Annotated in this window: 25 protein-coding genes; 13 read left to right on the forward strand and 12 right to left on the reverse strand. The window is 72.2% G+C overall.

The window, feature by feature from the left end; genetic code table 11:
* Nucleotides 1–193: 193 nt before the first annotated feature.
* The 8 genes from G7063_RS06890 to G7063_RS06925 all read left to right on the forward strand — a co-directional run bounded on the left by G7063_RS06890 (nucleotide 194) and on the right by G7063_RS06925 (nucleotide 7,025).
* Nucleotides 194–970 (forward strand): metalloregulator ArsR/SmtB family transcription factor, encoded by a 777-nt coding sequence (locus tag G7063_RS06890; protein ID WP_166413734.1) that lies wholly within the window; start codon nucleotides 194–196, stop codon nucleotides 968–970.
* Nucleotides 967–2,415 (forward strand): Fe-S cluster assembly protein SufB, encoded by a 1,449-nt coding sequence (sufB, locus tag G7063_RS06895; protein WP_166413735.1) that lies wholly within the window; start codon nucleotides 967–969, stop codon nucleotides 2,413–2,415. Before G7063_RS06890 ends, sufB begins: the two co-directional genes overlap by 4 nt.
* Nucleotides 2,415–3,647, forward strand: a complete 1,233-nt coding sequence (gene sufD, locus G7063_RS06900) for a Fe-S cluster assembly protein SufD (RefSeq protein ID WP_166413736.1) — start codon at nucleotides 2,415–2,417, stop codon at nucleotides 3,645–3,647. The genes sufB and sufD overlap by 1 nt, the downstream gene beginning before the upstream one ends.
* Nucleotides 3,644–3,979: a non-heme iron oxygenase ferredoxin subunit gene (locus G7063_RS06905; RefSeq protein ID WP_166413737.1), complete on the forward strand. Its 336-nt coding sequence runs from the start codon at nucleotides 3,644–3,646 to the stop codon at nucleotides 3,977–3,979. Before sufD ends, G7063_RS06905 begins: the two co-directional genes overlap by 4 nt.
* A gap of 17 nt (nucleotides 3,980–3,996) precedes the next feature.
* Nucleotides 3,997–4,752: a Fe-S cluster assembly ATPase SufC gene (gene sufC, locus G7063_RS06910; RefSeq protein WP_166413738.1), complete on the forward strand. Its 756-nt coding sequence runs from the start codon at nucleotides 3,997–3,999 to the stop codon at nucleotides 4,750–4,752.
* Nucleotides 4,753–4,867: 115 nt separating this feature from the next.
* On the forward strand, nucleotides 4,868–6,139 hold the full coding sequence (locus G7063_RS06915) for a cysteine desulfurase (protein WP_166413739.1): 1,272 nt from the start codon (nucleotides 4,868–4,870) through the stop codon (nucleotides 6,137–6,139).
* A gap of 11 nt (nucleotides 6,140–6,150) precedes the next feature.
* Nucleotides 6,151–6,705, forward strand: a complete 555-nt coding sequence (sufU, locus tag G7063_RS06920; protein WP_370520739.1) for a Fe-S cluster assembly sulfur transfer protein SufU — start codon at nucleotides 6,151–6,153, stop codon at nucleotides 6,703–6,705.
* On the forward strand, nucleotides 6,702–7,025 hold the full coding sequence (locus G7063_RS06925) for a metal-sulfur cluster assembly factor (RefSeq protein ID WP_166413740.1): 324 nt from the start codon (nucleotides 6,702–6,704) through the stop codon (nucleotides 7,023–7,025). The genes sufU and G7063_RS06925 overlap by 4 nt, the downstream gene beginning before the upstream one ends.
* Nucleotides 7,026–7,104: 79 nt before the next feature.
* Here G7063_RS06925 and G7063_RS06930 read toward each other — a convergent pair whose 3' ends face one another.
* The 7 genes from G7063_RS06930 to G7063_RS06960 form a co-directional block, all read right to left on the reverse strand.
* Nucleotides 7,105–7,716 carry a DUF6036 family nucleotidyltransferase gene (locus G7063_RS06930; RefSeq protein WP_166413741.1) on the reverse strand — a complete coding sequence of 204 codons (612 nt, stop codon included), beginning with the start codon at nucleotides 7,714–7,716 and terminating at the stop codon, nucleotides 7,105–7,107.
* A complete protein-coding gene (locus G7063_RS06935) occupies nucleotides 7,716–8,279 on the reverse strand; it encodes a helix-turn-helix transcriptional regulator (protein WP_166413742.1) in 564 nt (187 codons plus the stop codon). Before G7063_RS06935 ends, G7063_RS06930 begins: the two co-directional genes overlap by 1 nt.
* A 31-nt stretch (nucleotides 8,280–8,310) precedes the next feature.
* Nucleotides 8,311–10,587 (reverse strand): DEAD/DEAH box helicase, encoded by a 2,277-nt coding sequence (locus G7063_RS06940; RefSeq protein ID WP_166413743.1) that lies wholly within the window; start codon nucleotides 10,585–10,587, stop codon nucleotides 8,311–8,313.
* A gap of 10 nt (nucleotides 10,588–10,597) precedes the next feature.
* Nucleotides 10,598–11,494: a neutral zinc metallopeptidase gene (locus G7063_RS06945; protein ID WP_166413744.1), complete on the reverse strand. Its 897-nt coding sequence runs from the start codon at nucleotides 11,492–11,494 to the stop codon at nucleotides 10,598–10,600.
* A gap of 62 nt (nucleotides 11,495–11,556) precedes the next feature.
* Nucleotides 11,557–12,201, reverse strand: a complete 645-nt coding sequence (locus tag G7063_RS06950) for a CbiQ family ECF transporter T component (RefSeq protein ID WP_166413745.1) — start codon at nucleotides 12,199–12,201, stop codon at nucleotides 11,557–11,559.
* Nucleotides 12,198–12,926: an energy-coupling factor ABC transporter ATP-binding protein gene (locus G7063_RS06955; protein WP_166415248.1), complete on the reverse strand. Its 729-nt coding sequence runs from the start codon at nucleotides 12,924–12,926 to the stop codon at nucleotides 12,198–12,200. The genes G7063_RS06950 and G7063_RS06955 overlap by 4 nt, the downstream gene beginning before the upstream one ends.
* A gap of 47 nt (nucleotides 12,927–12,973) precedes the next feature.
* Nucleotides 12,974–13,612 carry a biotin transporter BioY gene (locus G7063_RS06960; protein ID WP_166413746.1) on the reverse strand — a complete coding sequence of 213 codons (639 nt, stop codon included), beginning with the start codon at nucleotides 13,610–13,612 and terminating at the stop codon, nucleotides 12,974–12,976.
* A gap of 113 nt (nucleotides 13,613–13,725) precedes the next feature.
* On the opposite strand from G7063_RS06960, the gene G7063_RS06965 reads away from it, so the two are divergent.
* A complete protein-coding gene (locus G7063_RS06965; protein WP_166413747.1) occupies nucleotides 13,726–15,324 on the forward strand; it encodes an ABC-F family ATP-binding cassette domain-containing protein in 1,599 nt (532 codons plus the stop codon).
* 60 nt (nucleotides 15,325–15,384) lie between these two features.
* Here G7063_RS06965 and G7063_RS06970 read toward each other — a convergent pair whose 3' ends face one another.
* From G7063_RS06970 to G7063_RS06990, 5 genes are all read right to left on the reverse strand, one after another.
* A complete protein-coding gene (locus G7063_RS06970; protein WP_166413748.1) occupies nucleotides 15,385–15,546 on the reverse strand; it encodes a hypothetical protein in 162 nt (53 codons plus the stop codon).
* Between the two features lie 902 nt (nucleotides 15,547–16,448).
* Entirely contained in the window at nucleotides 16,449–17,345 is an 897-nt protein-coding gene (locus tag G7063_RS06975; protein ID WP_166413749.1) for an aminoglycoside phosphotransferase family protein, read from the reverse strand.
* Nucleotides 17,346–17,816: 471 nt separating this feature from the next.
* Entirely contained in the window at nucleotides 17,817–18,755 is a 939-nt protein-coding gene (locus tag G7063_RS06980; protein WP_166413750.1) for an SURF1 family protein, read from the reverse strand.
* The gene (locus G7063_RS06985; protein ID WP_166413751.1) at nucleotides 18,752–18,988 is read right to left on the reverse strand and encodes a hypothetical protein; all 237 of its coding nucleotides are present in this window, start codon (nucleotides 18,986–18,988) and stop codon (nucleotides 18,752–18,754) included. Before G7063_RS06985 ends, G7063_RS06980 begins: the two co-directional genes overlap by 4 nt.
* Complete coding sequence (locus G7063_RS06990) at nucleotides 18,985–19,302, reverse strand: DUF3099 domain-containing protein (RefSeq protein ID WP_240916222.1); 318 nt, start codon at nucleotides 19,300–19,302, stop codon at nucleotides 18,985–18,987. The genes G7063_RS06985 and G7063_RS06990 overlap by 4 nt, the downstream gene beginning before the upstream one ends.
* Nucleotides 19,303–19,518: 216 nt before the next feature.
* Between G7063_RS06990 and G7063_RS06995 the strand changes: the two genes are divergently transcribed.
* The 4 genes from G7063_RS06995 to G7063_RS07010 all read left to right on the forward strand — a co-directional run bounded on the left by G7063_RS06995 (nucleotide 19,519) and on the right by G7063_RS07010 (nucleotide 23,155).
* Nucleotides 19,519–20,895, forward strand: coding sequence for a glycoside hydrolase family 18 protein (locus G7063_RS06995; protein ID WP_166413752.1), 1,377 nt, complete (start codon nucleotides 19,519–19,521; stop codon nucleotides 20,893–20,895).
* Between the two features lie 164 nt (nucleotides 20,896–21,059).
* Complete coding sequence (gene fabG / locus G7063_RS07000; protein WP_304610656.1) at nucleotides 21,060–21,770, forward strand: 3-oxoacyl-ACP reductase FabG; 711 nt, start codon at nucleotides 21,060–21,062, stop codon at nucleotides 21,768–21,770.
* A 91-nt stretch (nucleotides 21,771–21,861) separates the two neighbouring features.
* Nucleotides 21,862–22,629, forward strand: a complete 768-nt coding sequence (gene fabI, locus G7063_RS07005) for an enoyl-ACP reductase FabI (protein ID WP_166413753.1) — start codon at nucleotides 21,862–21,864, stop codon at nucleotides 22,627–22,629.
* A 4-nt stretch (nucleotides 22,630–22,633) separates the two neighbouring features.
* Nucleotides 22,634–23,155: a histidine phosphatase family protein gene (locus G7063_RS07010; protein WP_166413754.1), complete on the forward strand. Its 522-nt coding sequence runs from the start codon at nucleotides 22,634–22,636 to the stop codon at nucleotides 23,153–23,155.
* Nucleotides 23,156–23,436 lie beyond the last annotated feature (281 nt).

A 23,436-nucleotide genomic window follows, 5' to 3' on the forward strand; every position in this document is an offset into this window, starting at 1 on the left:
GCCGATGTGTCCCACACCACGTCGTGCGCGGTGAGCGTCTCAGGCGCGGGAGACGCCGCCCGAGAGCGGCGGGATCGTGCGGATACGCGACGGGACCAACGTCCTCAGGTGAGGCTCACCTTGCTTGCGGCAGGCCATTTAGGGCAGGACACTGTTGCCTATATCGATGTCGGCACGTGGAAGGGGTGTGCGCATGACCGTCGACCACGACGCGCGGCTGACCGCGCCTGCGGGCGAGCACAGCACGCGCGACCGCGTGCTCGAGCTCGTCGTCTCCGACGGCCCCGTGAGCGCCGCCGACCTCGGGCTTCGGCTCGACCTCACGTCGGCCGCGATCCGCCGGCACATCGCGAGCCTCGAGTCCGACGGCCTCGTCACGGTCCACGAGTCCGGGCACACCGGCCAGCGTGGGCGCCCCGCGCGCCGCTACGTCGCCACCGGTTCCGCCCAGGACTCCCTCGCCGCCGGCTACTCGCAGTTCGCCCTCCAGGTCATGAACCACCTCGAGGCCGTCGGCGGCCCGAGCGCCGTCACGTCGTTCGCGGCCACGCACGTCGCCGAGCGCGAGGCGCGTTACGCCGAGGTGCTCACCGCGACCGACCCGGCCGCCCGCGTCCAGCAGCTCGCCGAGGCGCTCACCGAGGACGGCTTCGTCGCCTCCGTGCGCCCCGTCCCCGGCACGCAGATGGTCCAGCTGTGCCAGGGGCACTGCCCCGTGCAGCACGTCGCCGCCCGCTATCCGCAGCTCTGCGACGCCGAGATCGCCGCGTTCTCGCGGCTCCTCGGCACCCACGTGCAGCGCCTGTCGACCCTCGCAGGCGGCGCGCACGTGTGCACCACGAACATCCCGGTAGGGCCGCCGCCCGGCGTCCCGCCGGACGACGGGACCGCGGCGCACGCCGCACTCGTCACGACCACCACCGGGACCCACCACCGGCCGACAGGCCGGACCGCGGAAGGAATGAGATGACCGCACCCACCGAGAACGTCGCGGAGCAGGACGCTCCCGCGACCGACGAGGAGATCATCGCCTCGATCGGCGCCTACGAGTACGGCTGGCACGACTCCGACACCGCCGGCGCGCTCGCGCAGCGCGGCCTCTCCGAGGACGTCGTCCGCAACATCTCGGCGCTCAAGAGCGAGCCCGAGTGGATGCTCAAGACGCGCCTCAAGGCGCTGCGCCTCTTCGACCGCAAGCCCATGCCGTCGTGGGGTGCCGACCTGTCCGGCATCGACTTCGACAACATCAAGTACTTCGTGCGTTCGACCGAGAAGCAGGCGACCTCGTGGGAGGAGCTCCCCGAGGACATCAAGAACACGTACGACCGCCTCGGCATCCCCGAGGCCGAGAAGCAGCGCCTCGTCGCAGGCGTCGCCGCTCAGTACGAGTCCGAGGTCGTCTACCACCAGATCCGCGAGGACCTGGAGGAGCAGGGCGTCATCTTCGTCGACACCGACACGGGCCTGCGCGAGTACCCGGAGATCTTCGAGCAGTACTTCGGCTCGGTCATCCCCTCGGGCGACAACAAGTTCGCCGCGCTCAACACCGCCGTGTGGTCGGGCGGCTCGTTCGTCTACGTCCCCCCGGGCGTCCACGTCGAGATCCCGCTCCAGGCCTACTTCCGCATCAACACGGAGAACATGGGCCAGTTCGAGCGGACGCTCATCATCGCTGACGAGGGCTCCTACGTGCACTACGTCGAGGGCTGCACCGCGCCGATCTACTCGTCCGACTCGCTGCACTCGGCCGTCGTCGAGATCATCGTCAAGAAGAACGCCCGCGTGCGCTACACGACGATCCAGAACTGGTCGAACAACGTCTACAACCTCGTGACGAAGCGCGCCACGGCCGCCGAGGGCGCGACGATGGAGTGGGTCGACGGCAACATCGGCTCCAAGGTCACCATGAAGTACCCGGCGATCTACCTCCTCGGCGAGCACGCACGAGGCGAGACCCTCTCGATCGCGTTCGCGGGCGAGGGCCAGCACCAGGACGCCGGCTGCAAGATGGTCCACGCCGCGCCCAACACGTCGTCGTCGATCGTCTCGAAGTCCGTCGCCCGTGGCGGCGGCCGCACGTCCTACCGCGGCCTCGTCCAGGTTCTCGAGGGTGCCAAGCGCTCCGCGTCGACCGTCCTCTGCGACGCCCTGCTCGTCGACCAGATCTCGCGCTCCGACACCTACCCGTACGTCGATGTCCGCGAGGACGACGTGTCGATGGGTCACGAGGCCACCGTCTCCCGCGTGAGCGAGGACCAGCTCTTCTACCTCATGTCGCGCGGCATGGAGGAGACCGAGGCCATGGCGATGATCGTCCGCGGCTTCGTCGAGCCCATCGCGCGCGAGCTCCCCATGGAGTACGCGCTCGAGCTCAACCGCCTCATCGAACTCCAGATGGAAGGTTCCGTCGGCTGATGACCACCGCCACCCCCACCAACCTCAGCACGGACCACTCGCGCGCGACCGCCGACGGTGCGCACACGCACGGAGCGGTCGTCCCGCAGGGCTCGCGCGCCGAGCGCGTCACGTCCTTCGACCTCGCGGACATCCCCGTCCCCACGGGCCGCGAGGAGGAGTGGCGCTTCAGCCCCGTCTCCCGCCTGCAGCCGCTCTTCTCCGAGACGATCGAGGGCCACGGCGTCCAGACGACCGTCGTCGCCGCGCCCGAGGTCACCGTCGAGATCGTCGGCCGCGACGACGAGCGGCTCGGCGCGGCCGGCCGCCCCGGCGACCGCGCAGCTGTCACCGCGTGGAACACGTTCGCCGAGGCGACCGTCGTCACCGTGCCCGCCGAGCAGGTCGCGTCCACCGCGACGTCGATCCGCGTCCAGGGCATCGAGGGTCAGGGCGACGTCGCGACGTCGAACCACCTCCTCATCCGCGCGGAGCGCCACGCCGAGGCCGTCGTCGTCATCGACCACGTCGGCGACGCGCTGCTCAACCAGACCGTCGAGATCGACGTCGCCGACGGCGCGCACCTCACCGTCGTCTCCGTGCAGGACTGGGCGACGGGCGCGGTCCACGCGTCCTCGCACCGTGCCCGCCTGGGACGCGACGCGCGCCTCAAGCACGTCGTCGTGACGTTCGGCGGCGACGTCGTGCGCATCACCCCCGACGCCGAGTTCACCGGCGAGGGCGGCGAGGTCGAGATGATCGGTCTCTACTTCGCGGACACGGACCAGCACCAGGAGCACCGCCTCTTCGTCGACCACGCCGTTCCACGCTGCAAGTCGCGCGTCACGTACAAGGGCGCGCTCCAGGGCACCGGCGCGCACGCCGTGTGGGTCGGTGACGTGCTCATCCGCGCGGCGGCCGAGGGCACCGACACGTACGAGCTCAACCGCAACCTCGTCCTCACCGACGGTGCGCGCGCGGACTCCGTGCCGAACCTCGAGATCGAGACGGGCGAGATCGAGGGCGCGGGCCACGCGTCCGCGACCGGCCGCTTCGACGACGAGCAGCTCTTCTACCTCCAGGCTCGTGGCATCCCCGAGGCCGACGCGCGTCGCCTCGTCGTCCGCGGGTTCTTCGCCGAGCTCATCCACGAGATCGGCGTCCCTGAGGTCGAGGAGCGCCTGCTCGCGTCCATCGAGGCCGAGCTCGAGCGTTCCATGACGGCGATCGAGGCCGGCACGGCGTCCGCATGACCGTCCAGCTGGCCTGCCTCGCGCAGGACGTCCCCGTCGAGGGCACGTACCGCGTAGAGCTCGAGGACGATGCCGGGAAGATCGTCGAGGTCGCGGTGGTCCGCGACTCCGACGGCGACCTCCACGCCATCAGCGACATCTGCTCCCACGGAGCCGTGTCGCTGTCCGAGGGCGAGGTCGAGGGCTGCCTCATCGAGTGCTGGCTCCACGGCTCCCGCTTCGACCTGCGCACCGGCCAGCCGGACTCGCCGCCCGCCGTGCGGCCCATCCCCGTGTACCCCCTGACCCTCGACGGTGACCGCGTCCTCGTCGACGTCGACACCACCGTCTGAAAGCTTCTAGGAGAACAATGTCCACTCTTGAGATCCGCGACCTCCACGTCAGCGTCGAGACGAAGGAGGGCCCCAAGCCGATCCTTCGCGGCGTCGACCTCACCATCAACGCCGGCGAGGTCCACGCGATCATGGGCCCCAACGGCTCGGGCAAGTCCACGCTCGCGTACTCGCTCGCCGGCCACCCGAAGTACACGATCACGGGCGGCACGGTGACGCTCGACGGCGCCGACGTCCTCGCGATGAGCGTCGACGAGCGCGCCCGTGCCGGCATGTTCCTCGCCATGCAGTACCCGGTCGAGGTCCCCGGTGTCTCGGTGTCGAACTTCCTGCGCACCGCCAAGACCGCGATCGACGGCGAGGCGCCGGCCCTGCGTCACTGGGTCAAGGACATGAAGGCCGCCATGGAGAACCTCCGCATGGACGCCTCGTTCTCGGAGCGCTCGGTCAACGAGGGCTTCTCGGGCGGCGAGAAGAAGCGCCACGAGATCCTCCAGATGGAGCTCCTCAAGCCGAAGATCGCGATCCTCGACGAGACCGACTCGGGCCTCGACGTCGACGCGCTGCGCATCGTCTCCGAGGGCGTCAACCGCGTCACCGCAGGCGGCGAGGTCGGCACGCTCCTCATCACGCACTACACGCGCATCCTGCGCTACATCAAGCCGGACTTCGTCCACGTCTTCGTCGACGGCCGCATCGCGGAGGAGGGTGGCCCCGAGCTCGCCGAGCGTCTCGAGAACGAGGGCTACGACCGCTTCCTCACGAACGCGTGAGCCACGCCGGGCACAGGCCCGGCACCCGTGCGGCGGAGCGTCCCTGACGCTCCGCCGCACGACCCACACACACTCTTCGGGCCGCGTGCGGCCCACGACCACGAGGCGGTAGGACATGCTCAGCGACGTCGAGCTCGCCGCGGTGCGCGCCGACTTCCCGCTGCTCGCGCGCACCCTGCGCGAGGGGCGCCCGCTCGTCTACCTCGACTCCGGTGCGACGGCCCAGAAGCCCGACCCGGTGCTCGACGCCGAGCAGGACTTCTACCTCCAGCGCAATGCCGCGGTGCACCGCGGCGCGCACCAGCTCGCCGAGGAGGCCACCGAGGCCTTCGAGAAGGCACGCGAGTCCGTCGCGCGCCTCGTCGGCGCAGACGCGGCCGAGATCGTGTGGACGTCGGGGGCGACGGCCGCGCTCAACCTCGTCGCGTACTCGATCGGCAACGCGAGCGCCGGGCGCGGGGGAGACGCGGCACGCCGCCTGGCGGTCGGCCCCGGCGACGAGATCGTCGTCACCGAGGCCGAGCACCACGCGAACCTCGTCCCGTGGCAGGAGCTCTGCGCCCGCACGGGCGCGACCCTGCGCTGGCTCGGCGTCGACGACGACGGACGCATCCGCGTCGAGGACGCGGCGAGCGTCGTCACGGAGCGCACGAAGATCCTCGCGTTCACGCACGTCTCCAACGTCACGGGCGCCATCACGCCGGTCGAGCAGCTCGTCGCGCGGGCGCGCGAGGTCGGGGCGCTCGTCGTCCTCGACGCATGCCAGTCCGTGCCGCACCTGCCCGTCGACGTCAAGGCGCTCGACGTCGACTTCGCGGCGTTCTCCGCGCACAAGATGCTCGGCCCGACGGGCGTCGGCGCGCTGTACGGCCGCCGCGAGCTTCTCGAGGCCATGCCGCCGTTCCTCACGGGTGGCTCCATGGTCGAGGTCGTGACGATGGAGGCGACGACGTACGCGCCGCCGCCGCAGCGCTTCGAGGCCGGCACGCAGCCCGTCGCCCAGGCCGTCGCCATGGGCGCGGCCGCCGACTACCTGCTCGAGCTCGGCATGGACGCGATCGCCGCGCACGAGGTCGCGCTCACCAAGGCGCTCCTCGAGGCCGTCGACCTGCCCGGCGTGCGCGTCATCGGCCCGACGGACGCGTCCGACCGCCTCGCCGTCGTGTCGTTCGTCGTCGACGGCGTGCACTCCCACGACGTCGGGCAGGTGCTCGACGACGCGGGCATCGCCGTCCGCGTCGGCCACCACTGCGCGCAGCCGCTCCACCGCCGCTTCGGCGTCGCGGCGACGACACGCGCCTCAGCATCCGTCTACACGACGCTCGACGACATCGCGGCCCTGCGGGAACACCTCGCCGGGGTGCGGACGTTCTTCGGACTGTCCTAGGAGGAACATCAATGTCTGCCAGCGCGATGGAACAGCTCTACCAGCAGGTCATCCTCGACCACTACAAGGCTCCGCACGGCCGCGGACTGCTCGACGCGGACGCGTCGCACGCGTGCGGCGAGTCCCACCAGCTCAACCCGACGTGCGGTGACGAGGTGACGCTCCGCGTCGCCGTGACGCCGGTCGACGGCGCCCCGCGCATCGACTCGATCACGTGGGACGGGCAGGGCTGCTCGATCTCCCAGGCGTCGCTCTCGGTCATGACCGAGCTCGCGTCCGGCGCCAGCGTCGCGGAGGCGGAGTCGCTCGGCGACCTCTTCCGCGACCTCATGGCGACCCGCGGCAAGGGCCTCGACGACGACGACGCGGAGGACCGCCTCGGCGACGCCACCGCGTTCACGGGCGTCTCGAAGTTCCCCGCCCGCATCAAGTGCGCGCTGCTCGGCTGGGCCGCGCTGCGCGACGCGCTCGTGCGCACCGGAACCGTCGGCGAGGCGCAGGCCACCGCGTCCGCCGCGCACACCACCCCTTCCACCACCACTCCCAACCCCGAGGAGCAGGCATGACGACCCCCAGCCCGGTGAACGCCGCCGACGTCGAGGAGGCGATGCGGGACGTCATCGACCCCGAGCTCGGCATCAACGTCGTCGACCTCGGCCTCGTCTACGGCATCACCGTCGACCAGAACAACCACGCCGTCATCGACATGACGCTCACGTCGGCGGCCTGCCCGCTCACTGACGTCATCGAGGACCAGACCGGCCAGGCACTTGACGGCCTCACCGACGGCTTCCGCGTCAACTGGGTGTGGATGCCGCCGTGGGGCCCGGAGAAGATCACGGACGACGGCCGCGACCAGCTGCGCGCGCTCGGCTTCAACGTCTGAGCCTGCTGCTCCGCGTGCCGCGAGGGCCGCATTCCCGCCTAGGGGGTGCGGCCCTCGCGTCGTTGGTGCGGTGTCTCGGTCAGGTGCTGTGTGCGGCGGCCCACGAACGTGCCATCGCCGACCGGGGGTTCTCTGGCGGAAGCAGCGCCGAGCGATCGAGTAGCGCAGTGGCGTCGACGAGGCTGTGGGTGAGGAGGGCCGCAACGAAGATGTAGTCATGGGGACGGCCCGCGACGAGCTTTGCGCAGCAGGCGTCGAGCGGATCGAGGCACAGCCCGATGGCGTAGCCGGTCTCGGCGCTCGACAGAGCGACCAGCCGCGTCTCCCAGCCGCGTGGTAGGACGGCGGTGTCGGCGCCGACGCCCTGGACGTACACGTCGAACGCCTCGTGGAAGTCGGAGAACTCACCGATGAGGTCGAGCATGTCCGAGATCGACTGCGGGTCGACACCGGCATCCAGCGAGGTCGGGTAGACGCCGTCGAGCACGCTGCGTACCTCGGCGTCGAGCTGAGCCCGGTCGATCTCGGTGATGGGGGCGAGGTCGACCTCGGCACTCATCGTGGCCTCGGCCGGCAGCTCTGACTCGGTCCAGGTGCCCAGCACCGACTGGGAGCCGATGACGAGGAACGCGGGACGTCGTGCAACACCGGACGCCGCGCGCAGGATGTGCTCGAGTTCGCTGCGGCGCATCAGGCGCGCCTCAGGGACGCGAGACGCTCCTCGGTGCTGAGCACGCCGAAGAATGGTGAGACCTGACGGAGCGACGCCCCGTGCTCATCGTCGCGGAGGCTCAGCCGTTCGAGGACCTCGGGTCCGGACTCGACGGCCTCCGCCCACTCCTGCACCCAACGCCGTCCTTGAGGGCCCAGGTGGGGGGAGGAGAGCAACCGGGAGACTCCGGCCGCGGCGCGGCGCGTGACCTCGTCCGGGTCCGCACGCAGCTTGCGCACGATCGAGCGATGGAGTTCGAAGGACTTGCGGTCCTCGCGGCGCGGGGAGGTCGAGCGTGCTGAGGGCAGTCGCGCGGCGCGCCTGTGAGCGGCGACGGGCTCGGTCGCGAGTACCAGGCTCAGGCCACCGAGAGGTCGTGCGGCGGCGAGCGCCACGCGCAGCGAGCTGCCGTTGCCGTTCTCGAGGTCGCTGAGCGCGCGAAGACTGACCGACGCCCGATCGGCGAGCTCCGACTGCGTGAGGCCGGCGCGCAGCCGTCGTGCCCTGAGGCGGTGGCCGATCTGCTTCTCGTCGAGGTCCATCCCCCGAAAGTAACATGCAGAAATCTGCGTGTTAAGTAGTGCTGAGCTCGTCCCACCAGGGTCCGTAGCCGAGCCGGGCCTGCTCGGCGGCGACGACCTCGCGGGCGAGGTCGCCGCGTGCGACGTCGGTCGAGCCGACGGCGGCCTGCGCGAGCGAGGACACGCGGACGTAGTCGTCGAACACCTCCCGCTTGCCGTCGAGGATCTCGACGATGCGCTCGTCGACGCCGTCGGCGCCGAGCAGCCGGTGGACGCGCACGGGACGCACCTGGCCCATGCGGTGGGCGCGGGCGATCGCCTGGTCCTCGAGCGTCGGCGTGAGCTGCGGCTCGCACAGCACGACGACGCTTGCGGCCTGGAGGTTGAGGCCGGTGCCGCCGACGGAGATCTGTGCGACGAGCACAGCGGTCGCGTCGGCCGTGAAGGCGTCGACGAGCTCGCCGCGGCGAGCGACGGGCACGTCGCCGGTGAGCGGACCGTGGACCTGCTCGCCTCGCGTGGCGAGGGCGGACGCGACGAGGTTGAGCGTCGCGCGGAAGTAGGAGAAGACGAGCACGGAGCGGCCCTCGCCCGTGGCCTCCTCGACGATCTCGAGCAGCCGGTCGAGCTTGGCCGGGGGAGCGCCGGCGCTGTGCCACGCAGCCTGGCGCATCGCCATGAGGTTGCCGCTCGCGACGGTCTCCCGGTAGTGGGCCTCCTCGCTTGCGCCGAGGTCGACCCAGTCATCGGACGCGACGACGCCCGGCAGCTCGACGAGCACGTCGGCCTGGTTGCGTCGCAGGTAGACGTGGGCGACCGCGCTGCGGAACGCCTCGGGCCCGACGAGGCCGAGGTGGCTCGGCATCGAGGCGGAGAGCCCCGGGTGGAGCATCTCGACGAGCGTGAGGAAGTCCTCGAGGCGGTTGTCCATGGGCGTGCCGGACATGAGCAGGACGCGCGCGCACCGTTGCGCCCACGCCGCGACGAGCCTGGACCGCGCAGTCTTGGGGTTCTTCACCTGCTGGGCCTCGTCGACGACGAGCAGGCCGACGCGACCGAGCCCGGCCGCGCCCGCGCTCTCCGACGGCGCGTCGTCGTCGAGCCGTGCAGAGCCGTCGAGAGGTACGTGCGCGAGCCCCTCGAACGTCGTGAGGCCGACACCGCCCTCGCGCTCCCACGCGGCGAGCGCGTCCGCGCGCCCGGCTCCGTGGATGCGGTGCACGGCGAGCGTCGACCGGTCGTGCACCTCGTGCTCCCAGTTCGCGAGCAGCGACGCCGGGCACACGACGAGGAACCGCCTGTGTCCGTCCGCCGCGAGGTGCGCGATCGCGGCGAGCGCCTGCATCGTCTTGCCGAGGCCCATCTCGTCGCCGAGCAGCACGCGGCCCTGCTCGAGCGCGAAGCGCGCCCCGAACTCCTGGTAGCCGCGTAGCGCGACGCGCAGGAGCGCCGTGTCGAGCGGGTGCGCCTCGACGCGCGCGACAAGGTCGGCGGGCAGCAGGCCGCGCGTCGCGAGGACGTCGACGGCCTGCGGGACGATCTCCTGGAGGGTCGTGAAGTACTCGACGGACCGGCGCGCGAAGTCCTCGGCGAGCGCGAGCCCGGCCGGGTCCGTGACGGCGATCTCGGACTCGGCCCGCGCGACGACCCCAGGGAGGTCGCTGGTGGCGAGCCGCTCGTCCCACTCCTGCAGCCGGGCGAGCGCCGCGTGCGTCGTGCGGCGCGTGCGCGGCAGCGTGAAGAGCATGCGCGCCGTGTGCCGCGCGGGTGCCGCGTCGTCCGCCGCTCGGCCGCCGAAGCGCACGTAGTCGTCGAGCGCGCGCCGGTGCGGCGCGACGAGCGGAGAGACCCGCTGGAACCGGCGCAGGAGCGCGAGCAGGTCGCGCGCCTCGCGCGGCTCGGGCAGGCCCGCGCGGTCGAGCGTGATGCGCAGCGGCCGCAGCGTGACCGCGGCCTTGGCAAGCTGGTCGACGGCCGCGACGACGCCGCGTGCGGTCGCGTCGCCGACGCCCGGGATCGCGTCGAGCGTCGCCGTGTCGACGCCGAGGAGGTCCGCCGCGGTCGCGTAGCCCGCGGCCTGCACGGCCGTCAGACGCAGGTTGCGGTCAGTCGTCTCACCGAGCCGCCCGACGGGGACGTGCCCGAGCTCCTCGCGGATCCGTCGCTGCTCGTCAGCCCGCACCCACGCGGCCACCGCGACGGCGACGTCGTCGACATGTTCGACGATCGCGCGTGCCCGTGCGACGAGCGCGGCATGACGGTCGACGAGCTCGCGCGCCTCAGGCCCGGGACGGACGGGTGCGGGCCCGCCGGGTGCGGGGTCGATCACGACGAACGGCTCAGAGCTTGCTGCCGCTCACCGCGAACGTGTCGCACGCGCCCGCGCCTCGCTCGAGGCCCGTCGTGAACCAGCGCTGGCGCTGCTCGGAGGAGCCGTGCGTCCACGACTCGGGGCGCACCGTGCCGGACTGGCCCTGGATCGCGTCGTCGCCGATCGCCTGGGCGGTGTCGAGGGCGTCGGCGATCTCGGCCTTCGTCGGCGGCTTGAGGAACGTCGTGCCTCCGTCGTCCTTCGTCGTCGCAGCCGCACCGACCCACGCACCCGCGTAGCAGTCCGCCTGGAGCTCGATGCGCACGGAGTCGCTCGTCGGGCCCGAGTCGCCGCGCTCCGCGGCGGCCATCGCGCCCGTGAGCGTCGAGATGTGGTGGCCCCACTCGTGCGCGACGACGTACATCTGCGCAAGGCTCCCGCCGTCGGCGCCGAGCTGCGAGCGCAGGGTCTTGTAGAACGACGTGTCGAGGTAGATGTCCTGGTCACCAGGGCAGTAGAAGGGGCCGACGGCCGACGACGCGTTGCCGCACGCGGTCGAGACGGAGCCCTCGAAGAGGTTGACGTGCGGGGACGCGTACTGGGCCGACGCGATGCGCGGGAACTCCGCCTCCCAGTAGGCGTCGAGCGAGTTCGCGGCGCCGACGACGCGGCACTCGTCGTCCTGGTTCGCCGCGGCACCCGTCGAGCAGCGAGAGAGGTCGCTGTCCCCGGTGCCCTCGACCGCGATGTTCGCAGTGTCGCCTCCGCCGCCGACGAGGCCCGAGAGGTCGAGGCCGAACTGCTGGGCGACCACGACGAGCAGGATGACAGCGATGCTGCCACCGCCGCCGATGGCTGCCTTCCTGCCGCCCGAGCGTTTGCTCGCCTTGCTCGTGTCGAACCGAGCGTCGTCGTTGAACGTCATGTGCACACGGTAGCGCTGCGGGAGCGGTCGCACCCGTGGTTGACGGGTAGATGAACCCCAGGTCAGGACAGGCGGAGCGCGTCCAGCAGGCCGCGGGCATGGATCGCCTCGCCCGTGCGGACGGCGTGCCCGACGGTCCGCAGGAGCGTCGGCAGCAGCCACGCGCGCGGACCGCGGACGCCACGGGCGCGTGCCGCGTCGCGCGCGCCCTGCGCGAGGTCGAGGAGCGTCGGCACGGTCCGTAGGACGAGCGCGACGGAGAGCGCGAAGGACTCGGGCCGCACGACGCGCCCGAGCAGCGGGACGTGCGCGAGGACGCGCAGGCCGCGGACGAGGACGGCGACGATCTCGTCGGTCGGCGTCGTCGCGGTGACGACGGCGGCCGCCAGGACGACGGCGCCGAGACCCGCGACCATGCCGACGGCCGCACCCGGTCCGGCGTGCCACCAGCGGAACGCGGCGAGCACGAGCAGAAGCACCGCGACGCCCCGCAGCTGGCGCAGCGCTCGCAGGGGCAGGCGCGCGAGCGCCCACGCGCCCGCGACGCCCGCGAGCAGCACGAGCGCAGGGAGGGGCTCGCGCACGAACGCGACCACCGTGCCGAGCGCGGCGAGCCCCACGAGCTTGAGGCCCGCGGGCGCACGGTGGACAAGCGTCGTCCCGGGGACGTGGAGCCCCAGCGGGGTCGCGACGCGGACGCGGCTCATCGGGCCTCCCGCGACGAGGCCGGCGCGAGCTCGGGCGGCGGTCCCGCCATGAGCGCGCGGTACGCGCCGATGGCGTCGGCCGGCGCCCCGTCCGCGACGACGCGCCCCCGTTCGACGACGAGCACACGCTCGGCCCGCGCTGCAGCGTCGAGGTCGTGCGTCACCGTGACGACCTGCTGCGGCAGCGCGTCGAGCAGAGCCTCGACGTGCGCCTGCCAGCGCAGGTCGAGGAGCGTCGTCGGCTCGTCGGCGAGCAGCACCGCGGGCTCGGCCGCAAGCACGGACGTGAGCGCGAGCAGCTGCTTCTGCCCGCCCGAGAGCGTCGCGACGGGCTGGTGGAGGTGACCGCCCAGGCCGACGTCCGCGAGGAGCGCCGTCGCACGCTCGGCGCGCTCACGGAGCGGCAGGTGCCGCAGCGAGAGCGCGACGTCCTCAAGGGGGGTCGGCATGAGGAGCTGGGCCTCGGGGTCCGCGAAGAGCAGCCCGACGATCCCGCGCACGCGCGCGCCGTCGCGCCGCGTGTCGAGGCCGTGGACCCGCACGGCGCCCGTCGTCGGCGCGATGAGCCCGTCGAGCAGGCGCACGAGCGTCGACTTGCCCGAGCCGTTCGCCCCGACGACCGCGACACGCCGCTCGGTGAGTGTGAGTGTCGTCGGGTGCAGGAGCGTGCGCGTGCGACCCTCGGCGTCGACGACCGCGACGCCCGCCGCCTCGAGCTCGAGCACGCCTGTGGGCGGGGCCGCGGCCCCGCCCACAGGCGTCGGAATGAACGTCACGCGGCCGCGACCTCCGTCGCGAACGGCGACGGCTGCGGCGCGCGACCCCCGCGCAGCGCGGGGAACGCGCGCAGCACCGCGGGAGCCGCGACGACGACGAGGCCGGCCTTGACGAGATCGAACGGCACGAACGCCCAGTTGAACGTCCACGCCGCACCGAGGTCCATCGCGGTGCGGCCCGCGAGGACCGGCACACCGATCGCGTACGTCACGGCCGTCGCGACGAGCGCGCCGACGGCGACGGCGACAGCCGTGCCGACAGTGCCACGGCGGCCCGCCGCACGCACCGCGAGGCCGACGACGAGCGCCGCGAACGGGAACGCCATGAGGTAACCGCCCGACGGACCCGCGAACGACGCGAGCCCGCCCGCGCCGCCCGCGAACACCGGAACGCCCGCCGCACCGACCGCGAGGTAGAGGCCGACCGCCGCCGTGCCGCGCCACGGACCGAGCACCGCACCCGCGAGGAGCACCGCGAAGGTCTGCAGGGTGATCGGCACGGGCACGGCCGAGAACGCGATCGACGTGAGCGAGCACGCGGCGATCAGCGCGGCGAACGTCGCGACGAGCGCAAGGTCACGGGCGCGCTCGGCAGGCGTGCGGCGGGGGGTGCGGGCGGTGTCGGGAACGGTCACGGGGCCTCCAGGGTTGGCGAAATCACGTCGTCCCGCACGCTACGCACCGGTAAGATCGAGCGCGTTTGTGCCGTCGTACAGGGCGGGCCACGTGAGTTCGGAGGAAACCTGCAGTGATCACCGCCCAGGGTGTCGAGATCCGGGTCGGAGCCCGTCTCCTGCTCGAGCCGACGACCTTCCGTGTGGCGTCAGGCGACAGGATCGGGCTCGTCGGCCGCAACGGCGCCGGCAAGACGACCCTCACGAAGACGCTCGCGGGGGAGACCCAGCCGACCGGCGGGACGATCACCCGGTCGAGCGAGATCGGCTACCTCGCGCAGGACCCGCGCACCGCCGACCCCGAGCAGCTCGCCATGGACCGTGTGCTCTCCGCGCGCGGCCTCAACGAGATCGTGCGCGCGATGCGCGACACCGAGGGCCAGATGGCCTCGGCCGACCCCGAGACGCAGGCGGCAGCGCTCGATCGCTACCCGCGCCTCGAGGAGCGCTTCCTCGCCGCCGGCGGCTACGCCGCCGAGTCCGAGGCCGAGCGCATCACCGTCAACCTCGGCCTCGACGAGCGCGTCCTGGCCCAGCCCATCGGCACGCTCTCCGGCGGTCAGCGCCGCCGCGTCGAGCTCGCCCGCATCCTCTTCTCCGGCGTCGACACACTCCTGCTCGACGAGCCCACCAACCACCTCGACCACGACTCGATCGTGTGGCTGCGCGAGTACCTGCGCACCTACTCCGGCGGGCTCGTCGTCATCTCACACGACGTCGAGCTCCTGCGCGTCGTGTGCACGAAGGTCTTCTTCCTCGACGCGACCCGCTCGACGATCGACCAGTACAACCTCGGCTACGACGCGTACGTCAAGCAGCGCGAGACCGACGAGAAGCGTCGCCGTCGCGAGCGCGCCAACGCCGAGAAGAAGGCCGCGACCCTCGCCGCCCAGGGCGAGAAGATGCGCGCCAAGGCCACGAAGGCCGTCGCCGCGCAGAACATGCTGCGTCGCGCTGAGAAGCTCCTCGAGGGCCTCGAGGGCGAGCGCGTCTCCGACAAGGTCGCCAAGCTGCGCTTCCCGAAGCCCGCGCCGTGCGGCCGCACCCCGCTCACCGCGGAGGGCCTCACGAAGGCGTACGGCTCGCTCGAGGTGTTCACGGGCGTCGACCTCGCGATCGACCGCGGCTCGCGCGTCGTCATCCTCGGCCTGAACGGCGCGGGCAAGACGACGATGCTCCGCATCCTCGCGGGCGTCGAGCAGCCCGACACGGGCGAGGTCGTGCCCGGCCACGGCCTGAAGATCGGCTACTACGCGCAGGAGCACGACACGCTCGACCTCGACGCGACGGTTGTCGAAAACCTCCGCCACTCCGCGCCCGACCTCACCGACACCGAGGTGCGCTCCGTCCTCGGCTCGTTCCTCTTCTCGGGTGACGACGCCGACAAGCCCACCAAGGTGCTCTCGGGCGGCGAGAAGACGCGCCTCGCGCTCGCGACGCTCGTCGTCTCCTCCGCGAACGTCCTCCTGCTCGACGAGCCGACGAACAACCTCGACCCTGCGAGCCGCGAAGAGATCCTCGGGGCGCTGCGCAGCTACGAGGGTGCGGTCGTCATGGTGACGCACGACGAGGGCGCGGTCGACGCCCTCACGCCCGAGCGCGTCCTCCTGCTGCCCGACGGCGACGAGGACCTGTGGAACGACACGTACAGGGAGCTCGTGGCGCTCGCCTGAGTGCCGATCGATCGCCCCGGCGGCCGCCATGTGCGGGTGCCGGGGCGCATTGCTTCCCGGTCAGACGGTGAGGACCGAGCGGGCATCAGACGGTGGGCTGGTGCGGAACGTGGTGCCGTTGCCGTCGCGCCACGCGCTCTCGCTGACGGTGCGGAAGCGGCCGGAACACGTGGTGGAGAGGCTGACCTGGTAGGTCTCGACCTTCGAGTTCGTGTGGGGCATGGACTGGACTGGGCAGTGGTCGCCGGTCGTCGTCGTGACGATCGGCGCGCTGCCGTCACCGGCGCTCCCGCCAACGTCGCCGAGAACCCGGCCGGACCCGCGAGGTGGCCGGTGGCGAGCGCTGACCGATTCGGGTCGGCCGTGGCCACCCTCACGCTGCGCGACGTCGGGGTACCCCGCCCGCACTGCCGGAGGAGGGCTCAGAGCTTGCGGCCTATGACGAGTACGGCAACCGCGCCGGCGCCCAGGGTTCGGCGGTCGCGGCCCGATCGGGGAGGGGGGGCTCGACGTCGTACCGGTCGCAATAGATAGCGATCGCCGCGAGCTGCTCTTCTCGGCCCGGCAGGTAGGGGGCGACGTGACCCGCCCATGAGGCGGCGGATGCGGCCTCGGCCAGGACGCGGGTGCGCTCGTCGATGTGCTCGGCGTTGATCGCCAGGGCATCGTCGAGGCTCTGGTCCCGCGCGCGCGGGCCGAACGAGATCCTCGCGCGCGACGTCGGTGGCGAGCGTCGCGGCTGCGGTCTGCACGTTCGTCGGCGGCCAAGGACCGCAGAAGGTCCCGCTCAGCATGTAGACGCGAGAGGGATTGGTGCCCGCGCGGCCCTGCGGCAGAGCGCCCGCGACTGTCGAACGCGGTCACGATGAGCGTGTCGCCCGGGCGTCGGGAGTCGGGAAGGCTGCCGATCGCACGACGGTCGTCGCGTCGACGCGCGTGCATCCGTGAAACGAACGTTTGACGGGTGTCGTGGGCGAAGGCTTCGCGACGTCGGAGAACGACAATGCCCAGGTAGTCGCGTCCGCCACGTTCGCGTCGCTGTCGTGTGCAGAGCAGGTTCCATCGAGCCTCTGGTCAACCTGCTGCTCTGGCCGGTGCAGCACAGATGACGAGCTCGCCGAGCCTCAGGCGGCTCGCCGGTGATCCTCGAGCACCATGTCGATGGTGCGGCGGGCCTTGCGTGCCTCGGACTCGGGAGCGTGTGACCCCGTGAGTCGTGCTGCGACGATCAGTGCCTTCCAGATCGCCCAGCCACGCGCCCTCGCCCACGCATCGGCGTCGAGCGCCCGGTGCTCGCGGAACGCCTCGCGGGCGTCGCCGCGCATCGCCGCGACCCCGATCACCAGATCGCAGGCGGGATCGCCGATGCCCATGGTCCCGAAGTCGATGAGGGCGGCAAGCTCGCCCCCGTCGTCGACGAGGAGGTTGCCCTCGCTGACGTCGCCGTGGAACCAGACAGGTTCACCCCGCCAGCGGGTGCTGGTCGCGGCTTCCCAGACCTCGCTCACGCCGACGACGTCGATCGTGTCGCCCAGCGCGTCGATCGCGCGGAGCGCCTCCGCCTCGTAGACCACGGGCGAGTCGCCGCGCCGGAAGTTGTGCGGGCCGGGTAGAGGCCCACCCGAAGGGTCCGCCCGTTGGAGTGCGGCGAGCGCGTCGCCCAGCGTGGCTGCGAAGCGTACGTCGTGCGCGACGAGGTCGGCTGACGGCGCTCGGCCGGGCAGCCACCGATAGACCGACCACGGGTAGGGAAAACGCTCGGTGGCCCGTCCGATGCCGACAGGTTCGGGGATCGCGACGGGCAGCTGTCGCGCCAGGAGCGGTAGCCAGTACTGCTCCTTCTTGACCTGCAGTACGTAAGCCTCGCTGCTCGGCAGGCGCACGGTCAGCTCGTTGCCGAGCCGGAACGTGCGGTTGTCCCATCCGCCCGGCAGGACCTGCGTGATCGGCAGTCCCCGCCAGTGGGGGAACTGCTCGGCGACCAGCGCCCGGACAAGATCGACATCGATTGCTCGATTCATCCACCCAGCATGGCGCATGGTGCCGACCGTGGGTCAGCGAAGAATGCCCGACCTCGCTACGGCGCGGGGAAGTCCTGTCCATTCTGAACATCCTCAGCGCCACGTCGACGTGGGCAGCGCTGCATGGAGGTGCGACGGCTGGGAGAAGAAGGGTGTACCAGTGAGTCGAGAACACTCCACGCTTCCAACGGCCCGTAGGCAGAACCATGACGTCGCGTCTCTCGGTGCCGACGGCTGCACGCGACTCCGCGATCACGACGTCGCGCCCCGACGCCGACCTGACAGCGGTCGACACGCAGTAGCTCCTCTGTCGTGGCAAGCGCTGGCCGGCCCTTGTCCCTGCCCTCGGCCTCGCGGGCTTTGCCCGATTTCGCCATGTCCTGCCCTCTCGTGCGTGTGCTGATGAAGCCAACGCACTCGACGGCATCGGTGTGTGGGCCACCATCGGACGTCATCCGTGCCCAGAGATGCTCAGCGCCCCAGGCGCTCGGCCTCGGCGTCCTCGATCTCCTCGTCCGACGGCCCGCTCGCACGGCGGCGTGGCCGGGACGGCTCTGCGCGTCGGCGGGACGGGTCGAGCCAGGCGGCGACATCGTCGGGGGTGTCGTCGGGCACGACGACCGGACCGGCCGCGAGCGCCGCGCGCGTGGTCGCCTCGCGGCGCTCGCGCCGCAGCAGCAGGAGGAACCCGCCGATCGCGCCGATCGCGAAGACGAACCACTGGAACGTGTACGACAGGTGCGAGCCGAGGTCGAGGTCCGGGTCTGGGAGCCGGAACAGGCCGGGCGCGGGTTCGCCGTCCTCGACGACGAGCGCGCCGTACCCGCCGATCGTCGGGGTCGTCGCGGGCAGGCCCGCGGCGGCGAGCACCTGTGCGACGTTGATGCGCTGCACCTGGCCGGCGGGCGCGCCGCGGTCGCTCGGGTCCTCGTCGAGACGTAGGCGAGCGATGACCGTCGTCGGGCCCGCCGGCGTCGCCGGGACCTCGGCCGCGGAGGCGCCGTCGGCGCCCATCGGCACGAAGCCGCGGTCGACGACGACGGTGACGGCGGGGTCACCCGCGACCTCGAACGGCACGAGCACGTGATAGCCGGGCGTCGAGCCGACGGGCCGGTTGCGCAGCAGCACCTCGGCGCCCGGGACGTACGCGCCCTCGAGCTCGACGGGACGCCACTGGTCACCTGCCGCGAGCGTCGAGCCCGCCGCCGGGAGGATGTCGCCGAGAGGTACCGGCGTCGCCGAGAAGTTCGCCTGGATCGTGTCGACGCGCGCCTTCTTCGACTCGTAGCGGTGCCACTGCCAGCGGCCTGCGGCGACGCACAGCGCCGCGACGACGAGGACGCCGACGAGCAGGACGAGCCACTCGCGCAGCGAGCGCGTGCGGTGGACCTCGGCGGGGGAGTCGCTCATCCGTCGGCCGGTCCGAGGTCGGCGACGGGGATCGTCGTGAGCCGGAAGCCGCGCAGGTCGAGGAAGTTCTCCAGGTGGTCGCGATGGTCGTCGCACGCGAGCCATACCTTGCGGCGCTCGGGCGTGTGGATCTTGGGGTTGCGCCACAGGACTGCCCACGATGCGTCGGCGCGGCACCCCTTGCCCGAGCAGACGAGCTCGTCGGCGGGGGTGGGCTGGTCCGTCGCGGTCATCGGTCCTCCGTCGTGGTGGGCGGCGTCGTGCCGCCGTCGGCGCCGTCGGGCGCCGCGTCGTCGTGGGGCGCCGCGGGCAGGGCCCGCGGGTCGAGCATGACCGGACCCGTCGTCCGGCGGTCGCGACCTGCGTTCGCGACGAGCACGGCCGTGTACGGCAGGACGACGGCCGCGGCGATGCACACCCAGCGCAGCGGCCACGAGGGCACGGCCGCGGCGAGCGCGATGCAGACGACGCGGATGCCCATCTGGACGAGGTAGGAGCGCATGCGGCGCGCCTGCTCGACCGCGAGAGGCTCGGGGGCGTCGCTCACGCGATGCACCTGCTCCGACCTTCTGCGTCCCACCGTCCGAGTCTAGTCGTCGTGGGGCGGGACGGAGGCCGCGGGTCGATGGCAGGACAAGGCCCTCCGGCGGGGCGCGAGCCTCCCGGATAGGAGCGCTACCACCGACCATGCTGGGTGCGGGCGCACCGCCGCGCCCCCACGACGGGCACGACCCGTCGGTGCGCAGAGCGAAGGAGCCCCACGTTGTCAGACGTCACCCCGATCCCCGCCGGCCTCCGCAGCGTGGGCTACTACGCGAGCTGGCGCGCGACCGGTCCGGGCGGCCCGACCCTGCGACGGCTCTTCGTCGACGGGGCCATGGGGGAGCACCTCACGCACCTCAACTACGCGTTCGCGAACATCGCCGGCTCCGCCGAGGCTCTCGACGCCGCCCGGGCACGAGGCGTGCGGGGGCTCGACGGTGTCGAGCCGTACACGGCGTTCCTCTCCGACCACCTCGACCCCCACGGCGGCGAGACCGACGTCGCGGGCAACCTCGTCGCCGAGATGCTCCACCTCTTCAGCGCCGAGGACTCCGTCGCAGGCGTCGCCGACACGCCCGAGCAGCCGCTCGCCGGGATCCTCCACCAGCTGCGCCTCCTCAAGGAGCGCCTGCCGCACCTGCGCGTGCTTGTCTCGCTCGGCGGCTGGGCCTGGTCACGCTCGTTCTCCGACGCCGTCGCGACCCCCGAGCGCCGCACGGCGCTCGTCGCCTCGCTCGTCGACGTGTGGCTGCGCGGCAACCTGCCGCTCGTCGACGGCCGCGGCGGCCCCGGCAGCGCGGCCGGGATCTTCGACGGCATCGACCTCGACTGGGAGTGGCCCGCCATGCCGGCCGAGACCCAGATGCCCGGCAACGGCGTCGACCTCGACCACGACCGCGACAACTTCCTCGCGTTCGCCGCCGAGCTGCGCCGCGCGCTCGACGAGCTCGGCACCGAGACCGGCCGGACCTTCGAGATCTCCGCGTTCCTCCCCGCGAGCCACGACGCCGCGGTCGCGGGCGGCTGGAACACCCCCGAGATGTTCCGCGCCCTCGACTTCGGCAACCTCCAGGGCTACGACCTGCGCGGCCCGTGGGACGCGACGCCCGGCCACCAGGGCAACGTCTACCCGGACCCCGACCCGGCGCGCGGCAGCGGTCGCGGCATCGAGACCGTCGTCGCGACGTACGTCGACGCGGGGGTCGACCCCGCGCAGCTCAACCTCGGCATGGCCGACTACGGCTACGGCTGGCGCAGCTGCGAGCGCGAGCCGTGGGGCCCGGCCGAGGGCCTCGCGACCCAGGACGACGGCTCGGCCGCGCTCGGCTGGGACAGGCTGCGCGAGCGCGACCTCGAGATCGTCCACGACACGGTCGACGGGAAGTTCAACGCGACGTACGGCTACGACGCGCAGCGACGCGAGTGGTGGACGTTCGACGACCCGACGGCCATCGAGGCCAAGACCCGCTGGGCGCTCGCGCAGGGCCTCGGCGGCATCGACCACTGGGAGGTCGCGCACGACCCCGACGCGGAGCTCGTTGGGACCGGGGCGGACACGCTGCGCGCCGTGGCGCGCGAGCGTGGCACGACGTTGTAGGAATCCCACAAACTGCGCGCGGGGCGCGTGCGTGCGCCGTGCACGTGCGCGCCGCCCGCACGCAGGTAGCGTCGGACGTGTCTGACCACCTGTCGGATCCCGTTCGATAGGACTGCCCGCTCACCCGGGCCGACCCGCCCCTGACATCCCCTGGAGGTCCCCTCGTGGCCGAGCCCCGTACCGTCCTCGTCACCGGCGCCAACCGCGGCATCGGCCGCGCGATCGCCGAGCGCTTCGTCGCCGCGGGCGACCGCGTCGCGACGATCTACCGCGGCGGAGACCTGCCCGAGGGCGTCGTCGGCGCGATCGCGGACGTCACCGACACCGCGGCCGTCGACGCCGCGTTCACGGAGATCGAGGCGCAGCTCGGCCCCGTCGAGGTGCTCGTCGCCAACGCCGGCGTCACCAAGGACCAGCTCCTCTTGCGCATGACCGACGAGGAGTTCGAGCAGGTCATCGACGTCAACCTCACCGGCACGTTCCGCTGCGTGCGTCGCGCCTCCAAGGGCATGATCCGCCTGCGCCGAGGGCGCATCGTCCTCATCTCCTCGGTCGTCGGCCTCTACGGCGGCCCCGGCCAGGTCAACTACGCGGCGTCGAAGGCCGCGCTCGTCGGCATGGCCCGCTCGATCACGCGCGAGCTCGGCGGCCGCGGCATCACCGCGAACGTCGTCGCCCCCGGCTTCATCGAGACGGCCATGACGGACGCGCTGCCGGCCGAGCGCCAGGCGCAGTACAAGGCGTCGATCCCCGCGGGCCGCTTCGCGCGACCCGAGGAGGTTGCAGGCGTCGTCCACTTCCTCGCCTCCGACGAGGCTGGCTACGTCTCGGGCGCCGTCGTGCCCGTCGACGGCGGGCTCGGCATGGGCCACTGACCACCGATATCCTCTTCTGCGGAACTCACCGCGCAAGGGTGCGCACGGCCCAGGCCGTCGCCGCCCGCGCGCGCGACGAAAGGAACTGACCATGGGCCTCCTCGAGGGCAAGAAGCTTCTCATCACCGGTGTCCTCACCGACCACTCGATCGCGTTCCACGTCGCGCGCCTCGCCCAGCTCGAAGGGGCCGAGGTCGTCCTCACGTCCTTCGGCCGGCAGATGCGTCTCACGCAGGCGATCGCCAAGCGACTTCCGGCGCCCGCGCCCGTCATCGAGCTCGACATCACCGACGACGAGCACCTCGCGACGCTCGCCGACCGGCTGCGCGAGCACGTCGACCACCTCGACGGTGCCGTCCACTCGATCGGGTTCGCGCCCCAGTCCGTCATGGGCGGCAACTTCCTCAACGGCGAGTGGGCGGACGTCGCCACGGCCCTCGAGGTCTCCGCGTTCTCGCTCAAGTCGCTCGCCGTCGCGGTCAAGCCGCTCATGACGGGCGGCGGCTCGATCGTCGGCCTGACGTTCGACGCGTCGTTCGCGTGGCCCGTCTACGACTGGATGGGCGTCGCCAAGGCCGCGTTCGAGTCGACGTCGCGCTACCTCGCGCGCGACCTCGGCCCCGACGGCATCCGCGTCAATCTCGTCTCCGCCGGCCCCATCCGCACGACGGCCGCGAAGTCCATCCCCGGCTTCGAGAAGATGGAGGGCGGCTGGCCCGAGCGCGCGCCCCTCGGCTGGGACCAGACGGACCCCGAGCCGACCGCCCGCGCAGTCGCCGCGCTGCTGAGCGACTGGTTCCCCGCGACGACCGGCGAGATCGTCCACGTCGACGGCGGGGTTCACGCTATGGGACTCTAGTTCCATGCCCACGACGACGCGGACGCTTGTCGTCCTCCGCCACGCGAAGGCCGAGCCCGCTCAGGGCGGCTCCGACGAGATCCGACCCCTCGCACTCACGGGGCGCCGACAGGCGTCCTCCGTGGGGCACCACCTCCAGGACGCAGGACTGCTGCCCGAGGTCGTGCTCGTCTCGACGGCATTGCGCACGCGTCAGACGTGGGAGCTTGCGCGCGCCGGCCTGCGCGAGATCGAGCCCGAGGTCGACCTGCGTGACGAGCTCTACGCGGCGTCCGCGGGCGACCTGCTCGAGGCCGTGCGCGGGGTCGACGCCCGGGTCCGCACTGTCCTCGTCGTCGGGCACGAGCCTGCGGTGTCGGGCCTCGCGGCCTACCTCGCGGGTGACGGCTCCGACTCGTCGGCCGTCGCGCAGGTGCGCGCGGGCGTCCCGACAGCGTCGCTCTCCGTCCTGCGGGCCGAGGGCCCGTGGGACGGTTGGAGCCGTGGGGGCGCACGCCTCGAGGGAGTCTTCCGCCCGCAGGTCTGAGGACCAGCGAAGTCCCTCCCGCCTTCGGCGGGAGGGACTTCGTCGTCTACGGAGCAGACGTTGCCGCGTGCGTGCCGGGCCGCCACCTGGGTGCCGGCGCGCGGTGCGGTTCGTTGCGTCGGTGGACCATCGAGGGGTGCGTCCGCGCAACGAGCCTGGGTCGGCTCAGCTGCCGACCGAGTTGATTGCGTCGGCGGACCACCACGGGGTGCCCGTGCGCAATGAACTGGCTCAGGGAGCGGCCCCTTGGCCGCTCGCACGGCTCGGCCGTGCAGGAGCGC

The sequence above is a fragment of the Sanguibacter sp. HDW7 genome, from assembly GCF_011300875.1.
Lineage (GTDB): Bacteria > Actinomycetota > Actinomycetes > Actinomycetales > Cellulomonadaceae > Flavimobilis.

What these genes read in the sequence shown, in the direction of transcription:
- G7063_RS06975 (WP_166413749.1), bottom strand. Translation starts at nt 17,345, where the DNA reads ATGAATCGAGCAATCGATGTCGATCTTGTCCGGGCGCTGGTCGCCGAG.
- G7063_RS06935 (WP_166413742.1), bottom strand. Translation starts at nt 8,279, where the DNA reads ATGGACCTCGACGAGAAGCAGATCGGCCACCGCCTCAGGGCACGACGG.
- fabI (WP_166413753.1), top strand. Translation starts at nt 21,862, where the DNA reads ATGGGCCTCCTCGAGGGCAAGAAGCTTCTCATCACCGGTGTCCTCACC.
- G7063_RS06930 (WP_166413741.1), bottom strand. Translation starts at nt 7,716, where the DNA reads ATGCGCCGCAGCGAACTCGAGCACATCCTGCGCGCGGCGTCCGGTGTT.
- G7063_RS06985 (WP_166413751.1), bottom strand. Translation starts at nt 18,988, where the DNA reads ATGACCGCGACGGACCAGCCCACCCCCGCCGACGAGCTCGTCTGCTCG.
- G7063_RS06905 (WP_166413737.1), top strand. Translation starts at nt 3,644, where the DNA reads ATGACCGTCCAGCTGGCCTGCCTCGCGCAGGACGTCCCCGTCGAGGGC.
- sufD (WP_166413736.1), top strand. Translation starts at nt 2,415, where the DNA reads ATGACCACCGCCACCCCCACCAACCTCAGCACGGACCACTCGCGCGCG.
- G7063_RS07010 (WP_166413754.1), top strand. Translation starts at nt 22,634, where the DNA reads ATGCCCACGACGACGCGGACGCTTGTCGTCCTCCGCCACGCGAAGGCC.
- G7063_RS06945 (WP_166413744.1), bottom strand. Translation starts at nt 11,494, where the DNA reads ATGACGTTCAACGACGACGCTCGGTTCGACACGAGCAAGGCGAGCAAA.
- G7063_RS06970 (WP_166413748.1), bottom strand. Translation starts at nt 15,546, where the DNA reads ATGCCCCACACGAACTCGAAGGTCGAGACCTACCAGGTCAGCCTCTCC.
- sufC (WP_166413738.1), top strand. Translation starts at nt 3,997, where the DNA reads ATGTCCACTCTTGAGATCCGCGACCTCCACGTCAGCGTCGAGACGAAG.
- sufU (WP_370520739.1), top strand. Translation starts at nt 6,151, where the DNA reads ATGTCTGCCAGCGCGATGGAACAGCTCTACCAGCAGGTCATCCTCGAC.
- G7063_RS06925 (WP_166413740.1), top strand. Translation starts at nt 6,702, where the DNA reads ATGACGACCCCCAGCCCGGTGAACGCCGCCGACGTCGAGGAGGCGATG.
- G7063_RS06890 (WP_166413734.1), top strand. Translation starts at nt 194, where the DNA reads ATGACCGTCGACCACGACGCGCGGCTGACCGCGCCTGCGGGCGAGCAC.
- sufB (WP_166413735.1), top strand. Translation starts at nt 967, where the DNA reads ATGACCGCACCCACCGAGAACGTCGCGGAGCAGGACGCTCCCGCGACC.
- G7063_RS06980 (WP_166413750.1), bottom strand. Translation starts at nt 18,755, where the DNA reads ATGAGCGACTCCCCCGCCGAGGTCCACCGCACGCGCTCGCTGCGCGAG.
- G7063_RS06915 (WP_166413739.1), top strand. Translation starts at nt 4,868, where the DNA reads ATGCTCAGCGACGTCGAGCTCGCCGCGGTGCGCGCCGACTTCCCGCTG.
- G7063_RS06950 (WP_166413745.1), bottom strand. Translation starts at nt 12,201, where the DNA reads ATGAGCCGCGTCCGCGTCGCGACCCCGCTGGGGCTCCACGTCCCCGGG.